The following is a 17,568-nucleotide window of genomic DNA, read 5'->3' as shown; positions in this document are numbered from 1 at the left end:
CTATCGTAAGAAAGTGATTTCACGAAATTTTCTGTTATATAAGTCTAAATTATTTATAAAGTTAATCTTTCAATAAAATTATCTCGAATAAAATTTTTAAAATTGTGAATAGTTACTATTTGTACTATAATAATCTCATATTAGCGAAGAGGGGGAGATTGGAATGAAAGTGGAAGCGCTGCCAGTTGTACAAGGCGAGCATAATCTAAGCAATTATGAAGAGACGTACAAGCATTTTGACTGGAAGGAAACAGAAAAAGAATTCTCTTGGAGTGAAACAGGACTTGTTAATATGGCATACGAGTCCATTGACCGTCACGTGAAGACCCATCGAAAAAATAAGATCGCCCTATACTATCGTGATGGTTCAAGAAATGAGAAATACACTTTTAAGGAAATGAAGGACCTATCAAATAAGGCAGGGAATGTATTAAAGAGTTACGGGGATGTTGAAAAAGGTGACCGAGTATTTATTTTCATGCCCAGGTCTCCAGAGCTTTATTTTACTGTTTTAGGTGCTATTAAGCTTGGTGCGATAGTCGGGCCATTATTTGAGGCATTCATGGAAGGTGCTGTACGAGACCGTTTGCAGGACAGTGAAGCGAAAGTTTTAGTAACTACTCCTGAATTATTGGATCGAGTACCCGTTCAAGATTTACCTACTTTAAAGCATATTTTTCTTGTGGGAAAGAATGTCGTGGAGCAAGATCAGTATATTGACTTTTTAGGAAAATTTGAATCAGCCAGTAAAGACCTCAAAATTGAATGGGTAGATCGGACAGATGGTCTAATTCTGCATTATACATCCGGCTCTACAGGTAAACCTAAAGGGGTACTACATGTACATAATGCCATGATACAGCATTATCAAACAGCCAAATGGGTACTTGATTTAAAAGAAGATGATGTATATTGGTGTACAGCCGATCCAGGCTGGGTTACAGGTACATCCTACGGGATTTTTGGACCGTGGTTAACGGGAACGTCGAATGTTATTATTGGCGGCCGTTTTAGCCCTGAATCATGGTATCAAATGATTGAAGATTTTGGTGTGACGGTTTGGTATAGTGCTCCTACCGCCTTCCGGATGCTAATGGGTGCAGGTGATGAGCTTGTAAAGAAATTCGACCTAAGCAGCCTCCGCCATGTATTAAGTGTTGGGGAGCCGTTAAACCCAGAGGTCGTTAAATGGGGAGCAAAGGTATTTAATAAGCGAATTCATGATAACTGGTGGATGACAGAAACTGGTGCACAGCTTATTAGTAACTACCCATGTATGACCATCAAGCCTGGTTCAATGGGTAAGCCTATTCCAGGTGTAGAAGCAGCTATTGTTGACAATCAAGGGAATGAACTGCCGCCATATCGAATGGGGAACCTTGCGATTAAAAAAGGATGGCCTTCAATGATGCACACGATTTGGAACAATCCTGAGAAATATGAATCTTACTTTATGCCTGGTGACTGGTACGTATCTGGGGACTCTGCATACATGGATGAGGATGGCTATTTCTGGTTCCAAGGCAGGGTGGATGATGTCATTATGACATCAGGAGAGCGTGTTGGGCCGTTTGAAGTGGAAAGTAAGCTTGTCGAGCATCCGGCAGTAGCAGAAGCAGGTGTAATTGGAAAACCAGACCCTGTCCGCGGGGAAATTATTAAGGCATTCGTTGCACTTCGGGATGGCTATGATGCCACTGAGGAACTAAAAGAAGAAATCAGGCAGTTTGTGAAAAAAGGCCTTGCTGCCCACGCAGCACCAAGGGAAATTGATTTCCGCGATAAGCTGCCAAAAACAAGAAGCGGTAAAATAATGAGACGTGTGTTGAAGGCATGGGAACTAAATTTACCTACTGGAGATCTTTCAACCATGGAAGACTAATTGGCAAAAAAATCGCACCGAACTTTCGGTGCGATTTTTTTTGCTAAAAGGAACGCATACTGGGGAACTGCCCCATCAAGGTTCGTCTTATGCATGGCTACAGAAAGCTATCACTTTCTGCACGTATTAAGGGGAGACTAATCCGATTTTCATTCAACTAAGTCTCCCTATATCGGGGCTGATCAAGGCGCTTGCGCTTATGGAATTATAGCTCCTGCTTCAACAATATTAGATGGAGCCGATTCCTTTCCGGCGATATCGACTGCAGTTACATAATAGGCACCGCTGCCAGCCATAAAGGAAAGACCGGAGCCGCTGTTTATGCTTGCAACCTTAGATCCGCCTTGATAGACTCGATAACCTACGACATCATTATCTGGAGAAGATGACCAAGTTATAGTATTACCTGAAATTGATAGGCTTACACCATCAGGAGTCTTACCGTTATCTACCATTTTTGCGTCAGGAACAAGAATTTTCCCCCAACGATCCTTCTTTGGTATAAGCTGACTTGTATTTTTGAAATTCTTTCCCACCATTCGGGTAATAAAGTCTGGGTTTAATATCAAACCAAACTGGGCAAACTCTTGTGGTGTGGAATCCAAGGCTAAATACTTTTTATCCCCAATGGTGACAAATTTCCCTTCCTTCAAACTATCATCTACTTTTGTCGGCACATCATTTACATTAAAATAATCGCTTTCGACTAAACCGGCCTTAGAACAGGCAGAAGATGGAAGCATGCCTGAAACAGCGCAATAGGAACGTTTCACAATTCCTTCCGGCATTTGAAATGATTCTTTTGGATTTATTAATTCCGGCTTTATGCTATACGCAGCATTAATTAGTTCAGCCCAAAGGTTATTTGTCCGCTGACTATAGGACATACCGGGAGTCTTTAATGATTTTGGTGTATCATAACCAGTCCAAATACCAAAGGTGACGGCTGGATTTGTTGCAACGAACCAGGAATCAATAAAGTCATTCCCTGTACCGGTTTTGCCGGCCCAATCAGCACTAAAGTTTAATTTGCTTTTAATACCCGCGGCTGTCCCCGTTTTAATAACATCGCGCATCATATCAAGCGTTAAATAAGCTGTTTGAGGCTTGAAGACGTCAACAGGCGTCACTTCATGCTGATAAATGACCTTGCCGTTTTTATCGACAATTTTATCAATCATATAGGCATCAATAAATTTGCCGCCATTTGCAAAGGTACTAAAGGCATTTGTATTTTCTTCAATTGTAACACCAGTTTCCATGGAACCGATGGCAGTTGATAGGTTCGTGTAGTCCGGTTTTTTAAGAGAGGTAAATCCCATTTTTTCAAGGTAGGCTGCCGGACGTTGATCAACGATATCCTTGTATAATTTAACAGCAGGAACGTTATAGGATTTTGCCATGGCATACCTGGCTGAAACGATACCGCTGTACCTTAAATCATAGTTGCGCGGCCAAGGAGTACTTCTGCCGTAAGCCAAACTTAATTCTACGTCCGGAAGCGGCGTTCCTGGTGCTACTTTTCCTAACTCAATCGCCGGACCGTAGACAAGAAGTGGCTTCATCGTGGAGCCATTTTGCCTAATTGCACTTGTTGCATGATTAAGCTGTTGTTTTTCGTAATCTCTTCCAGCGACAAAACTGATAATTTTTCCTGTCTTATTTTCAATCAGTTCTGCACCAACTTCGACGGGCTCAATTACAGTATACTTCTCTTTTGTTTCGGGATCCTCCTTTTCCTGAGGTTTATCCGGACCGTAGTATTTATAATTATCCTTTACGACTTGCATGGCATCGTAAATATCTTTATCAATTGTAGTGTGAATTTGATACCCATTTTGATGCAAATCGTGATCCGCTAACGTTTTATATTTATAATAAAGATTGTCATCATTTTTTAAGTCCTTTTCTGTGTATCCATCCTTTTTGGCCAGCACAGTGGTAAGAACCTCAATCGAACGTTTTTCGACTTCAAATGTAAGCCAAGGATATTTTTCAAGCGGATTCGCAACAGGCGCAATAAAATCCTTTGTAATGTCGTAGGCAGAGGCCTCCGCATACTGCTGCTGGTTTATGTATCCACCATCAAACATTCTTTTTAATACAGTTTTCATACGTGTGATTCCTGGTTCAAGGTTATTCTTCACCGTACCTTCCCTTGTAAAAGGTGTATAGCCAAATGGACTTTGGGGCAGACCTGCAATGAATGCTGCTTGTGGCAATGACAATTCACTGGCATTTTTATCGAAGATTCCTTTTGCAGCTGCTTGAACGCCTGCAATATTCTGTCCGGAAGAATTTCTTCCAAACGTGGAAACATTAAGATAAGCTTCAAGAATTTCATTTTTATTGAAAAATTTCTCTAACCGAAGAGCTAGTAAAATTTCATTGGCTTTCCGCTGAAAGGAAACTTCATTTGTTAAGATTTGATTTTTGATTAATTGCTGGGTTAACGTACTTCCGCCTGATTGGACAGCGGAGTTTGTGACTTCTTGAAAGAGGGCACGGAAAACAGCTTTAGGAACAACACCTTTATGCTGATAGAAGTATTCGTCCTCGGTTGCAATAACAGCATTGGTCAGATCCTTAGATACTTGATCCAGCTTTACTTCTTCTCGAATAAGGTCGGATCTGAGTCTTCCAAGATAAACATCATTTGCAAAGTATAAATCAGATGTTTCCGTGTAATTATAAATATCCTTTTTCATACTGTCATAGGAACGGACGGGTTCATCTTTCACAAGTGAGGCAAAATAACCAGCACCAACACCTGTTGCAAATGATCCGCCAAGGATGGCGACTGTGAGCACGAGGAGAAATAGGTTCCAAACGACCTGAGAGGTAATTCGTGCACTTTTAATCGTCTTTTTATGGGTAAACATGTTAAGTATGGATTTTGCTTTTTTCACCCACACTTGTATTTTTTCATTCATTCAGAGCATCACCTCATTATAAAATCACATTCATTATAGCATATAGGAAAAGCAATAACTGACAACCTTCTACATTTTTCTGAAATTTCTAGTTGATATTTGACAGATGGGTTGGATTATGGTAAAAAAACTATAATAAATAATAATTTAAAAGCTGTGAAGGGAATCAACTGTAGTTCTTCTATCCCTGTTTTTAGAGAGCCAGCGGTGGTGTAAGCTGGTACATATAGAAGAATGAATTACGTCCTTGAGCTTTTTCTGTGAAAACAAGTGTGAGTAGCGGAAAACGGTCAAAACCGTTAATTTTTTTGAGTTGGAGGATTTTTCCTCAAGCTGGGTGGTACCGCGTAAATTTACGTCCCTGCATTTTTGCAGGGGCGTTTTTATTTATTACAGTCTAACAAAGTGTAGCTCTTTATACTTTGATAACTGCTTAGCATCAGCGCCTAGGGGCTCGAGTAATAAACCAGTCACAACGGAAGGTAAAAAGTGCCTTCTGTCAGCACTTGCATTATGCTTATCGCCTCAGTTCAAGGCGCTTACACTTTATTATATTGGAGGGATTAAGTTGGATTTATTACAGGATTTAGCATGGAGAGGGATTATTTACCAACAATCAGATGAGGAGGGTTTAAAAGAACTTTTAAGTAACCAGAAAATTTCTTTATACTGCGGGGCCGATCCGACGGCTGATAGCTTGCATATTGGTCACTTGGTACCCTTTTTAACACTTAGGAGATTTCAACAGCATGGTCATCGCCCGCTTGTTTTAGTTGGCGGGGCTACAGGACTGATTGGTGATCCAAGTGGGAAAAGTGAAGAACGGAATCTGCAAACATTGGAAGCAGTACAAAAGAACGTAGAAGGAATCAAAAAACAGCTTGCAGCGATTTTTGACTTTGACGGTGACAATGGTGCCATTATGGTGAATAACTATGATTGGGCTGGCTCAATGGATGTTGTTTCTTTTTTACGTGATATTGGCAAGCATATCGGGGTTAATTACATGCTGGCAAAAGATACAATTGCATCAAGGCTTGAAACAGGTATTTCTTTTACTGAATTCACTTACACCATTTTACAGGCAATGGATTTCAACCATTTGTATGAAAACCATAATTGTAAATTGCAAATTGGCGGTAGTGATCAGTGGGGCAACATTACCACTGGTTTGGAATTAATCCGGAAAATGCAGCCAGAGGGCTCAAAAGCATTTGGGTTGACTATTCCTCTTGTTACGAAGGCAGACGGAACCAAATTTGGAAAAACAGAAGGCGGCGCTGTTTGGCTTGATGCAAAGAAAACTACTCCATACGAGTTCTATCAGTTCTGGATTAACACAGCTGATGCCGATGTTGTCAAATATCTAAAGTTTTTCACTTTCCTTTCACATGAGGAAATTGAGCAATTAGAAAGGTCTGTTGAGGAAGAACCACATCTTCGTAAAGCCCAAAAGGCATTAGCGGAAGAGATGACACGTCTTATTCATGGTGAGGAATCACTACAGCAAGCGATTAAGATTTCCCAAGCCTTATTTAGCGGGGATGTGAAAAATCTTTCAGCTGCTGAAATCAAACAAGGCTTTAAAGACGTACCATCCTTTAATGCTGAGGATTTAGTGGGTAACCTTGTTGATTTACTGGTTGCGGCAAAGATTTCTCCTTCAAAACGTCAGGCACGGGAAGACATAACTAATGGTGCAGTGACTGTAAACGGTGAAAAAATAACGGATACGAACTATTCTCTAAATGAGAGTGATCGTATTGAAGACCAATACACCATCATTAGAAGGGGCAAAAAGAAATACACACTGATAAAATATTAAATTCATTAAGGGCTTTGGATTTCCAAAGCCCTTTTTTCTGTTTGGAAAGACTAGGGAGTAACATTGCTGCAGAATAATTCGTCTAATATTTAAAGGGAAAAAAGCGGGGGTGAAATGAATGAAATTTTTATTGCACGCCGTATTTATCATTCTCCTTGCTCTTGTCACATTTTTTGGATTCGGTCCTGTGCTGTTAGCAGATGGTATAATTCTAGAAAGATTGTGGACCTCAGCAATCGTGATTGTAATCTATTTTGTTATAGTATTTATATATCGAAAAGCAGTTAGTTGGGCTAATAAACGATAGAAAAACCCCCGTACCAAAGATTTGTTAGAGCTGGATTGGAATAGATTAGATATTGGTGTACCAAGTTTTACAAGCACAGAGAGGGCTACTAGACCAAATTGTTCTGATCAAATGGTTCATTATGCCAAAAAAATAAAAAATCCCGGCTGAATTAACAGTCGGATTTTTTATTAATCAGGTTTTAATATAAGAATGCTCGTTTAAAAAATGATAATAGTTTTGATTATCATAATACATTTCTAAAGTTTTTTGGAGCTCTTTTGCAGTTTGTTTTTGAGCCGAAGCTTTTTGGTAATATTCGTCGCGTAGCTCTTCTAAAAGAGAGATGTCTGTTTGCTTTAAAGAAAGAATGGACATTTTAATCCATTTATTGACTTTATCTGCCTGAGTTTCATAATGATCAGTATTTTCTTTAATTAAAGAGAGTATGAATCTGATTTGTTGATCCGTTTTAACTGATTTTCTCATAAACATTCACCTCTGTGTTTGTTATTTTAAATTATAATCTATAACTTTATTTTTTAGATGATAAAGACTAAATCTTAACAATAGCTTAATAAGAACTTAAAAGTAAGAATTTTTTAGAGTCCTTCTAGAGCTCTTTTTATCTTTCCTATATAATCAAACCAAATTTAAAAACTTGTAAAAGTAACAAAGCCAAGCGCAGAACGTAAAAGGGAGAGCCCGAGGGGGAACAAAAAATATTAGGAGGAGATTAATAAAGCTATTTGGACCTGGGATATATTAATTGCAGCAGGGACAAAAATTTCTGTACAGTATTGATAAGACTTTTGGTAGAGTATGGTATTCATTGGGTGTATATCGCTGTTAAACTGCCTTAACGATTGCAAGGATGACTTTAGGAGTTTATTCCCAAAATGTCCTTCAAAACCTCGACAGTATCGTTGGGGGAGAATACATTATCCTACAAAGCAGAATAAAATAAAAAATCCCTAGAAACGTTGTAATAACAAAGTTTCTAGGGATTTTGTGGATGCTCTTTACAGAGCAAATCCATTAACGTGAGTAGAACTCAACGATGAATGTTTCGTTAATTTCAGCAGCAAGTTCAGAACGTTCTGGTAAACGTGTGAAAGTACCTTCTAATTTGTCAGCATCGAAAGTTAAGTAATCAGGAATGAAGTTCGTTACTTCGATTGCTTCTTTGATAACATCAAGATTATGTGATTTTTCACGAACGCTGATTGTTTGACCAGGAGTTACACGGTATGATGGGATATCTACACGAGAACCATTAACTAAAATGTGTCCGTGGTTTACAAATTGACGAGCTGCACGACGAGTACGAGCAAGACCTAAACGGTAAACTAAGTTGTCAAGGCGTGATTCAAGAAGAATCATGAAGTTTTCGCCGTGAACGCCGCTCATTTTGCCAGCCTTAACGAAAAGGTTACGGAATTGACGCTCATTTACTCCATACATATGACGAAGCTTTTGCTTCTCTTGTAATTGTAATCCGTATTCAGAAAGCTTTTTGCGTTGGTTTGGACCATGTTGTCCAGGAGCGTAAGGACGCTTTTCTAATTCTTTACCTGTGCCGCTTAGAGAGATTCCAAGACGACGGGATAATTTCCAGCTTGGGCCGGTATAACGAGCCATGAATGACTCCTCCTTCGTGTTTTTATTTTGGTAAAATAAAAACCGTTATGAAACATCAATAAAGCCATTTTGTTTTCATACACCTTCGCCCTAGCAGCTAAGGGTTACATGATGCACCATCCCAAGATATAGACTTTAGAATTATCCAGCTTCAGGCGCCATCGGCTAGTGTACGCCGATCAGCGGTTGCCATACGCTTTTCTTGTGAGGAACAAAATGAAACTACTACAGTGTTCACATAGGCTGCAATATTTTACACAAAGAGTATTATATAATTTTTATTCCTTTTAAGTCAAGTTTATTTTGAAAACTAAAATCCCAGTTAAAAAATATCATTCTGAAAAAAATAATATATTTTTTGAAAAAATATTCCAAAAGCATCCCAAAATTATCTATAATTAGGGTACCATGTATATATTTGGAATTATAACCAATAAAATTTGAAATGCATTCTCTTGAAGGAGATTTAATAGTGGATGATGTGAAATATAAAAAGTTATTTCAAATAGCGGAAAAACTTCATTCGTCCCTTGATATGGATGTTTTATTAGGGGAATTATCCGTTACACTGAAAGAAGTATATCCAAACTTTTCCTATTACTTGCTTCTTTCAACGAATACTCACAGCCGTAGCGACCTCCGAATTATTGAACTAGAATACGATAGTGAAAATATTATGGCCATAAATGCATTTGTTTCAGGTAATGTTCAATTTGAAAGTTCTTATGTTGAGCAGCATGCTATTCTTTATGCGCCATTAAAAGGCAAACAGGGGGTATATGGGGTTTTACAGGTGATTGCACCTGATACTTCAAAATTTCCCGCTAATGAAGTAGAATTTATTACTTTATTGTCAGGATGTGCAGGAGGAGCGTTGGAAAACGCCCAGCTTTATCAACAGTCACTAAGAACCATTTCTGACCTGCATTTAATCAGCGAAACTTCTCACCAACTAAATTCTAACCAGCCGTTGGCTGTGACTTTTGACTTTATGTCTAAACAAATTAAAGCGTCTTTTGATGTGGAAGAGGTTGGCTTTTTTCTCTTTTCCCGTAATCAAGCAAAAGCGAAGGTTCTCCCTGGATCAACTTCTTACTTTTTCACAAGGCCGGCTCGTATCTACATTGACTACATAAGAGAAAAATTACAAAAAGAAAACAAACCACTATTTATTGGGGATCTAAACCTTTCTGAAAAAAATGGTGGAACAAGCTATTATTCAGTCATGGCTGTACCGGTGAATGTCAGTAAAAAATTTAAAGGTTTTTGCATAATTATTCATCAAAGTCCTTATTTCTTCTCTTTTGAGTCATTTAAGCTTCTTCAGTCACTTGTACATCATTCATCATTAGCGTTAACAAACTCTATGCTGAGAGAAGAATTAAAAATAATGGTTACCACTGACCATTTGACAAAGCTCCATTCGCGAAAGTTTTTGGATGAAAAAATTCAGCAATCCATGAAGAAGGATGAGGAAGGAACCTTTATACTCCTTGATATTGATAATTTTAAAGAAATAAATGATAAACATGGACATCAAATTGGTGATGATGTACTTATTCAAGTAGCAAACCTCATTAGAGGCAACATTCGGGAAAATGATGTTGGTGCCCGTTGGGGTGGTGAAGAACTGGCCATTTACCTTCCTAAGGTTCCATTAGATACAGGTGTGGCCATAGCAAACCGGTTAGTAAAAAAGGTATCTGAATGCTCTGAACCGCATATAACGGTGTCATGTGGTGTTTCCTATTGGAATAACGAAAAGCCCGATTCCTATGAATATTTGTTTAAAAGGGCAGATGAAGCGTTATATAAGGCAAAAGAGACTGGAAAGAACAAAGTTGTGATCCAAAGCGACAATATTAGGGCAAGCTAGGCACTCGTTTTTCCGGGTGCCTTAACGATTTATCTTTAATTATCATAATCTAGAGTAAATATTGAAAGCGTTTACGGTCAGAAAGGGGTACCCGCATGAAAAAAAGATTTGAAACTGAAGTAATCCATAATAGTTATCAAGCGGAGGAACATCAAGGAAGTTTAGTCCCTCCGTTGTATCAAACTTCGACTTTTACCTTTGCAAATGCAGAACAAGGCGAAAATAGGTTTGCTGGGAAGGAAGAGGGATACATTTACTCCCGCTTAGGGAATCCAACAGTAAAGATATTGGAAGATAGGATGGCAACTCTTGAAAACGGTGAAGCAGCTTTAGCTTTTTCGTCGGGAATGGCTGCAGTGAGTGCGGTGTTAATGGCCTTAACAAAAACAGGAGATCATATCCTTTGCTCACAAGGTGTGTATGGATGTACCTTTGGGCTGATGGAGTTATTGAAAGAGAAATATGGAATTGAACATGATTTTTCTCAAATGGACTCAGTGGAAACATTGGGAAATGTAATCCTTTCCAATACAGCTTGTATCTACATCGAAACCCCGATTAACCCAACAATGAAGCTAGTCGACCTTGAAATGGTAGCAAAGGTAGCAAAGCAAAAAGGTATTCCTGTTGTGGTTGATAATACGTTCTGTTCACCATATTTGCAAACCCCCTTAACCCTTGGGTGTGATGTTGTCATTCATAGTGCAACGAAATATATTTCTGGGCATGGCGATGTGATCGCTGGGATGGCAGTAGGAAAAAAGGATTTTATTGGGCAAGTATCAAAAACAACACAGAAGGATATCGGAGGGATCATATCCCCATTTGATGCATGGCTGCTATTACGAGGAATAAAAACCCTTCCAGTACGAATGGATCGTCATTCGGAAAATGCCAAGCATTTGTTTGAATATCTTAAAACTCATCCTAAAGTGGATTATATTTATTATCCTGGCGACCCTGAAAATAAGGATTATGCTATTATGAAAAAACAAATGAAAACACCAGGCGGACTCATATCTTTTTCAATAAAAGGCACAAAGGAAACAGCACAAACGTTTATGAATCAATTACAATTAATAAAAATCGCCGTTAGTCTTGGCGATGCCGAATCATTAATTCAACATCCGGCTACAATGACCCATGCGGTTGTGCCAGAGGAAGAACGAAGAAAAATGGGGATCGAAAATACCTTGCTGCGCCTCTCTGTAGGGCTAGAAGCATGGGAGGATATTAAGGAAGATTTGGATCAGGCATTTCAAAATATTTAAAGGAAAGACTCGTCAGCTTTGCGAGTCTTTCTTTAAATATGTCCCATTAAAACGTCAACAAATTCTTCTAGTTTTTCTTGGTCAAGCACATCAAAGCGATTTTTTTCAGGAGAATCAATATCTAATACTCCAATTAATTGATCCCCTTTTATAAGCGGAATTACTATTTCGGATTGAGAGGCTGAATCACAGGCGATATGACCTGGAAATTGATTTACATCCTCAGCGCGAATGGTCTTTTTTTTCAATGCTGCGGTACCGCATACCCCTTTGCCAAGTGGAATCCGAACACATGCAGGAAGCCCTTGAAATGGTCCCAGAACGAGCTCCCCAAGGGTGTCCATTAAATAAAATCCAACCCAGTTAATACGGTCAAGAAATTGGTTTAATAGTGCGGAGGCATTACTAAGATTAGCAATTTGGTTTGGCTCATCGTGTAGAAGTGCATGCAGCTGTTTTTTTACGAGCTCATAATTTTCTTCACGACTGCCTGTGTACATTTCGACGTTAAACAAGATATTTCCCCTCTATCTCTTCGTGTTTACTAAGTATTTTATCAAAATTAGAAGAAAAAGAGCATACTTTGTCGATATTTTCATAAAGGAATCAAATGTGACACAAAGAATCATTATGTAAGGGGATACCTGAAGGGGGATAATAAATGAATAAAAATGCTAAAGAAGCAATTGTGAAGGCCGCTATATCATTGTTTAATTCAAATGGGTATTCAGGAACGTCAATAAGGGATATTGCCAGTTTAGCAAAGGTAAATACAGCAGCTATAGCCTACCATTTTCATAATAAACCAGGCCTCTTAGAATATTGCTTTATGCATTTTTTTGAACAGTACATTCGTAAGATTGAGGAAGCATTTGCATCCATTGATCGAGGTGCAAAGGAGTGCTTAAAGCGGATCGTAGCTGATTTACTCCATTATCAAAGTGAAAATATTCATCTTACCAGTTTTGTTTACCGGGAAATGTCCATGGATTCTCAAGTTGTACGGGAAATCATGTCAACGTATTCGCTTAAAGAAAAATACTATTTCCAGATGATTTTTGAAAGAGGCTTTGAATGGAATGAATTTCGTCCACATTCAATCCCTTATTTAATCATACAGCTAAAAAGCTTATTGATGATGCCGTATATGAATACCCAATATATGAGAGAGGTCTTGTATATCTTTCCAAATGAGCCGTTTTTTGAGCAAAAGTATTTAAAAGATATACATTTGTGGATTGATAAAACTTTATGTTCAGACGTGCCAATGAAAAAGGGCGCAGTCCTACAGTAAAAACTTCAATCAATGGAGAGATTCATCCTCAACTAATTGTTAGTTACCAATCGTGCATATGGCCAGTTTCCCTAATTAGAGCTATCTTGCTTTTGATAATTCTAATCTAATATGGGTGCTGCCGCTCGATATACCGGATAAAATAGCGGGAATCGCTATTTTTTTTTGCCTATTTGAAAGTAGAAGTTTCCTTCAGTATTAGTGCAACTACTCCTCTGTATTAGCCTAACAGCAGCCAATCGGCGAGTTTTCTATATATTTTACAAAAAAATTGAAAATTATAGTCAAAAATTGTCGGTTACATGGTATCATAAAAGCATTGAATGGAACAAGAAGAGTTTTTTTTAAATAGATTTGTGATGAACTGAATAGAATCAATGTTGTTTGATATAGGGGGCTTACTTGTGAAATATTTCATTGGATTTTTCATCCTATTACTAGCCTTATTTGTATTGGGATATGTAATAAAGAAAAAATATTTTAAAGAAATGGATCGATTGGAAGCTTGGAAAATCGATTTATTGAATCGACCAATACTTGATGAAATGTCAAAAGTAAAGCAGTTAAATATGACAGGCCAAACAGAAGAGCTTTTCGAACGTTGGCGCAATCAGTGGGATGATGTGGTAACAGTAGAGCTTCCTAACTTAGAAGAAATGCTTTTTGATGCTGAGGAATACATAGATCGATATCGATTCAAAAAAGCCAAAGAGGTTCAACAAGCGATTAATACGAAGTTGCAGGAAACTGAGGAAGAGATAAAAAAAATATTGGAAGAGTTACATGAGCTGGTCGGCAGTGAAGAAAAAAATAGGGTAGAAATTGAGGAGTTAAAAGAGTTATATAGAGAATCAAAAAAAATGCTCCTTGCTCACAGGCTCAGTTTTGGGAATGCTGAAAAACATCTAGAAGACAAGCTTAATGACGCTGCGCAAAAATTTCAAGATTTTGATGAAAAAACGGAGCTTGGCAATTATCTTGAAGCTCGTGAAGTAGTTTTACTGATTCATAGTCAGCTTGGAGCCATAAAGAAACATATGGATTTAATTCCACAGCTATTAATTGAGTGTCAATCATTACTGCCAAATCAATTATCTGATTGTCTAGATGGATACCGTGAAATGGCTGAGCAGCAATATTTTTTAGAGCATATAAATGTCGAGAAAGAAATAAAACGTTTGGAAGAAAAACTAGCTGAAAACCTTGCTTTAATTGAAACAACTGAAATTGAGAAAGCAGAAGAAGGTGTAAAAGAAGTAAAGGATCGAATTGATATTCTCTTTGACCTTTTGGAGAAAGAAGTACACGCCAAGCATTATGTGCAAAAGTATGAAAAAGAAGCATTTGAACTTCTCGCTTCAGCTCAAAAAGACAATAAAAACCTTTCTAACGAGGTAGAGCAGGTTCAGCAAAGCTATCAGTTATCGGAAAGTGACTTTGAGACAAAAAGAAATCTTGAAAAAGAACTTGCAACGATTTATAAGCACTATGAAATTTTAGTTGAAAAATTAAAGCTTAACGGAACAGCACAAACGGTACTTAGTGAAGAATTAAGTGAAATAAAAGATCAGCTGGATATCATTTGTGAGGAGCAGCAGGCATTTTCGCTTAAACTCCAGGCACTTAGGAAAGATGAAATCGAAGCAAGAGAAAAGATAATGGAGCTGACCAAAAAGGTTGGTGAAGCTGTACGTCTTGTAAAGAAAAATAATGTCCCAGGTGTGCCGACAGATTATCATTATTTATTTGAGGACGCAAACGAGAGCATAAATAATGTACGTTACCAGCTTGAAGAAAAACCGCTAAATATTTCTGCTCTTAATCAGTACTTAGAAGTAGCTGTTTTAACGGTTGAAAAACTTGTTAATACAACTTTTGAGTTGATCGAGAATGTTATGCTTGCTGAGAGAGCAATTCAGTATGGAAATCGATACAGGAGTCAATATCCATCCGTTGCCAAAGGATTAACAGATGCGGAAATCGCCTTCAGACAATACAATTATCAAGAGGCATTAGAGCAGGCTGCTGCGTCACTTGAAGAAATAGACCCGGAAGCGTTGAAAAAAATAAAAACGGCAATAGTAACGGAATAAAAGAGAAACCGATTCAGCCTATAATGGTCGAATCGGTTTTTCTTTTTAAATTAATTATACTTATGATAAGATTTATTTTTGGATGGAGGCGATTAAATGATTTATTTTGATAATAGTGCAACGACAAAACCATATAAAGAAGTGTTAGATTCCTTTTTAACCGTTTCCAGTGAATATTTTGGTAATCCTTCCTCGCTACATAGTATGGGGGGACATGCCGAGAAGCTTTTATCACAGGCGAGAGAACAGGTGGCAAAGCTATTAGCGGTGAAACCGACTGAGATTTATTTTACCTCTGGTGGTACTGAAAGTAACAATATCGCGATAAAAGGTGCGGCATTATTGAACCGAAATAAAGGGCGCCACTTGATTACATCAAGTGTGGAGCACGCCTCAGTTAGGGCTGCAATGGAGCAGCTTGAACACGAGGGCTACGAAATCACTTATCTTCCTGTTGATAAAAACGGAAGAGTTCGTGCCGATGATGTCGAAAAAGCGATTAGGAAAGATACAATTTTCATTTCAATCATGCAGGTGAACAATGAAGTTGGCACAGTGCAGCCTATTAAAGAAATTGGTGAAATGATAAAAAAGCATCCTAAGATATTATTTCATGTTGATACAGTCCAGGGAATTGGGAAAGTTCCCTTGTCCTTATACGAGAGTAATGTTGACCTTTGCTCACTTTCTGCTCATAAGTTCCACGGGTTAAAAGGGACAGGTGTCCTGTTTATTCGTGAAGGGACAAGACTTGCTCCGTTATTTTCAGGTGGTAATCAAGAACGGAAGATGCGTAGCGGTACAGAAAATGTAGCCGGAGCTGTTGCGCTGGCAAAAGCATTAAGGATGACAATGGTTAAAAGTGAAACAGGGATTGAAAGAATGAAGAAAATACAGAGCATGCTAAGAACTGGGCTAAGTGAAATAGAAGGTGTCATGATCCATACACCCATCGAAAATTCAGCCCCCCATATAATAAACTTTTCCCTTTCTGGAATGAAATCGGAAGTGTTTATCCATGCTCTTGAGCAGCAGGAGATCTTCGTGTCGACGACTAGTGCCTGTTCTTCCAAAAAGAAATCACCAAGTAAAACACTGCTTGCCATGGGTGTTCCTGAAAGTTTAGCCGAAAGTGCCATCAGGTTAAGCCTGTCATTTGATAATACAGAAGAAGAAGCAAAAAAGGCTATTTTAGTAATGAAAAAAACTGCAAACCAATTACGAAAGGTTATGGATTAAATGAAATATGATCGAATACTGATACGCTATGGTGAAATTTCAACAAAAGGCCGAAATCGCAATAAATTTGTCGATAAATTAAGAAAGAGTGTTAGAATTGCGCTTTCACCATTTCCAAATATTAAAGTGGAATCAAGCCGGGATCGCATGTATGTGTTATTAAATGGTGAAAATGGTATAGATATCATGGAAAAATTAAAGAATATATTTGGGATTCAATCTTTTAGCCCTGCCATAAAGGTGGAAAGAGATGTAGAGGCGTTAAAGCAAGCATCACTTGAATTAGTTCGCACTCTTTACAATGAAGGTCAAACCTTTAAAATTACAGCTAAACGATCTGATAAAACATTTGAGTTGAATACAGACGGAATCAATCACACAATTGGCGGTCATTTGCTGCAAAATATTCCAGAACTTAAAGTGGATGTAAAAAAACCAGATATTAATTTACGGATTGAAGTAAGAAAAGAAGCCATTTATCTTTCATGTGAAACGATCCAGGGTGCTGGAGGGCTTCCAATCGGCTCAAGCGGTAAAGCGATGCTTATGCTATCCGGCGGCATTGACAGCCCTGTAGCCGGCTATTTAGCAATGAAGCGGGGATTAGAAATTGAAGCAATTCATTTTTTTAGCCCGCCATTCACAAGTGAGCGGTCGAAGGAGAAGGTAATCGATTTATCTAAAAAGCTGGCGGATATTTACAGTTCGATCACCTTGCATATTGTTCCGTTTACAGATATTCAGCAAGCGATTCGCGAACAAATCCCGGAAAACTATTCAATGACAACGACAAGAAGAATGATGCTTCGAATTGCGGATGAAATTAGGGAAAAGCAGGAAGGTCTTGCAATTGTTACTGGTGAAAGCCTTGGACAGGTTGCCAGCCAGACGTTAGAAAGCATGTATGCAATTAATGAAGTGACAAATACGCCTATTTTACGTCCTTTAATTACAATGGATAAAACGGAGATCATCAAACTTGCTCAGGAAATCGATACGTTGGAAATATCTAATAGACCGTTTGAAGATTGCTGTACGATTTTTGTTCCATCATCTCCAAAAACAAAGCCGAAAAGAGAAAAAGTGCAGCATTATGAAAGCTATTTTGATTTTGAACCAATGATTCAAGAAGCGGTTCAAGAAGTAGAGACCATTGTCGTTAAACGAGAAGACGAACAGCATTCGGAATTTCAATCATTATTTTAATTGCATAATTTGAATTTTTTGT

General features: G+C 38.2%; 13 protein-coding genes and 1 other annotated feature. Of the genes, 9 read left to right on the top strand and 4 right to left on the bottom strand.

What is annotated here, in order from left to right; translation table 11 throughout:
- Positions 1–163 precede the first annotated feature (163 nt).
- Positions 164–1,882: an acetate--CoA ligase gene (acsA, locus tag QNH20_RS20510; protein ID WP_283919814.1), complete on the top strand. Its 1,719-nt coding sequence runs from the start codon at positions 164–166 to the stop codon at positions 1,880–1,882.
- Between the two features lie 197 nt (positions 1,883–2,079).
- Here the strand turns inward: acsA and QNH20_RS20505 are convergent, their stop codons facing one another.
- On the bottom strand, positions 2,080–4,815 hold the full coding sequence (locus tag QNH20_RS20505) for a transglycosylase domain-containing protein (protein ID WP_283919813.1): 2,736 nt from the start codon (positions 4,813–4,815) through the stop codon (positions 2,080–2,082).
- A gap of 147 nt (positions 4,816–4,962) precedes the next feature.
- Positions 4,963–5,181, top strand: a binding site (T-box leader).
- 202 nt (positions 5,182–5,383) lie between these two features.
- Between QNH20_RS20505 and tyrS the strand changes: the two genes are divergently transcribed.
- Together tyrS and QNH20_RS20495 are read left to right on the top strand one after the other, a co-directional pair.
- Positions 5,384–6,640: a tyrosine--tRNA ligase gene (gene tyrS / locus QNH20_RS20500; RefSeq protein ID WP_283919812.1), complete on the top strand. Its 1,257-nt coding sequence runs from the start codon at positions 5,384–5,386 to the stop codon at positions 6,638–6,640.
- Positions 6,641–6,758: 118 nt separating this feature from the next.
- Positions 6,759–6,947, top strand: a complete 189-nt coding sequence (locus QNH20_RS20495) for a DUF6954 family protein (RefSeq protein ID WP_283919811.1) — start codon at positions 6,759–6,761, stop codon at positions 6,945–6,947.
- A gap of 174 nt (positions 6,948–7,121) precedes the next feature.
- Here QNH20_RS20495 and QNH20_RS20490 read toward each other — a convergent pair whose 3' ends face one another.
- Positions 7,122–7,415, bottom strand: a complete 294-nt coding sequence (locus QNH20_RS20490; RefSeq protein ID WP_283919810.1) for a hypothetical protein — start codon at positions 7,413–7,415, stop codon at positions 7,122–7,124.
- Positions 7,416–7,964: 549 nt separating this feature from the next.
- Positions 7,965–8,567 (bottom strand): 30S ribosomal protein S4, encoded by a 603-nt coding sequence (rpsD, locus tag QNH20_RS20485; RefSeq protein WP_283919809.1) that lies wholly within the window; start codon positions 8,565–8,567, stop codon positions 7,965–7,967.
- Between the two features lie 472 nt (positions 8,568–9,039).
- Between rpsD and QNH20_RS20480 the strand changes: the two genes are divergently transcribed.
- Together QNH20_RS20480 and megL are read left to right on the top strand one after the other, a co-directional pair.
- Positions 9,040–10,443, top strand: a complete 1,404-nt coding sequence (locus QNH20_RS20480; RefSeq protein ID WP_283919808.1) for a sensor domain-containing diguanylate cyclase — start codon at positions 9,040–9,042, stop codon at positions 10,441–10,443.
- Between the two features lie 95 nt (positions 10,444–10,538).
- Positions 10,539–11,714: a methionine gamma-lyase gene (gene megL, locus QNH20_RS20475; protein WP_283919807.1), complete on the top strand. Its 1,176-nt coding sequence runs from the start codon at positions 10,539–10,541 to the stop codon at positions 11,712–11,714.
- Positions 11,715–11,746: 32 nt separating this feature from the next.
- On the opposite strand, the gene QNH20_RS20470 is transcribed toward megL, so the two are convergent.
- Entirely contained in the window at positions 11,747–12,229 is a 483-nt protein-coding gene (locus QNH20_RS20470; RefSeq protein ID WP_283919806.1) for a GAF domain-containing protein, read from the bottom strand.
- Positions 12,230–12,375: 146 nt separating this feature from the next.
- On the opposite strand from QNH20_RS20470, the gene refZ reads away from it, so the two are divergent.
- From refZ to thiI, 4 genes are all read left to right on the top strand, one after another.
- Positions 12,376–13,008, top strand: a complete 633-nt coding sequence (gene refZ / locus QNH20_RS20465) for a forespore capture DNA-binding protein RefZ (RefSeq protein WP_283919805.1) — start codon at positions 12,376–12,378, stop codon at positions 13,006–13,008.
- 404 nt (positions 13,009–13,412) lie between these two features.
- Entirely contained in the window at positions 13,413–15,101 is a 1,689-nt protein-coding gene (gene ezrA, locus QNH20_RS20460) for a septation ring formation regulator EzrA (protein WP_283919804.1), read from the top strand.
- Between the two features lie 96 nt (positions 15,102–15,197).
- Entirely contained in the window at positions 15,198–16,340 is a 1,143-nt protein-coding gene (locus QNH20_RS20455) for a cysteine desulfurase family protein (RefSeq protein ID WP_283919803.1), read from the top strand.
- On the top strand, positions 16,341–17,546 hold the full coding sequence (thiI, locus tag QNH20_RS20450; protein ID WP_283919802.1) for a tRNA uracil 4-sulfurtransferase ThiI: 1,206 nt from the start codon (positions 16,341–16,343) through the stop codon (positions 17,544–17,546). It abuts the gene before it with no gap.
- The last annotated feature ends 22 nt before the right edge of the window (positions 17,547–17,568 follow it).

Origin of the sequence: Neobacillus sp. WH10 (assembly GCF_030123405.1) — a bacterium.
Lineage (GTDB): Bacteria > Bacillota > Bacilli > Bacillales > Cytobacillaceae > Neobacillus.
Note: the sequence above shows the minus strand (reverse complement) of the source record. Positions and strands in the feature narration are given on the sequence as shown.

Excerpts from the sequence above, each read along its gene's own strand:
- acsA (WP_283919814.1), top strand. The coding sequence starts at position 164 with ATGAAAGTGGAAGCGCTGCCAGTTGTACAAGGCGAGCATAATCTAAGC.
- QNH20_RS20505 (WP_283919813.1), bottom strand. The coding sequence starts at position 4,815 with ATGAATGAAAAAATACAAGTGTGGGTGAAAAAAGCAAAATCCATACTT.
- QNH20_RS20495 (WP_283919811.1), top strand. The coding sequence starts at position 6,759 with ATGAAATTTTTATTGCACGCCGTATTTATCATTCTCCTTGCTCTTGTC.
- QNH20_RS20490 (WP_283919810.1), bottom strand. The coding sequence starts at position 7,415 with ATGAGAAAATCAGTTAAAACGGATCAACAAATCAGATTCATACTCTCT.
- rpsD (WP_283919809.1), bottom strand. The coding sequence starts at position 8,567 with ATGGCTCGTTATACCGGCCCAAGCTGGAAATTATCCCGTCGTCTTGGA.
- megL (WP_283919807.1), top strand. The coding sequence starts at position 10,539 with ATGAAAAAAAGATTTGAAACTGAAGTAATCCATAATAGTTATCAAGCG.
- refZ (WP_283919805.1), top strand. The coding sequence starts at position 12,376 with ATGAATAAAAATGCTAAAGAAGCAATTGTGAAGGCCGCTATATCATTG.
- QNH20_RS20455 (WP_283919803.1), top strand. The coding sequence starts at position 15,198 with ATGATTTATTTTGATAATAGTGCAACGACAAAACCATATAAAGAAGTG.
- thiI (WP_283919802.1), top strand. The coding sequence starts at position 16,341 with ATGAAATATGATCGAATACTGATACGCTATGGTGAAATTTCAACAAAA.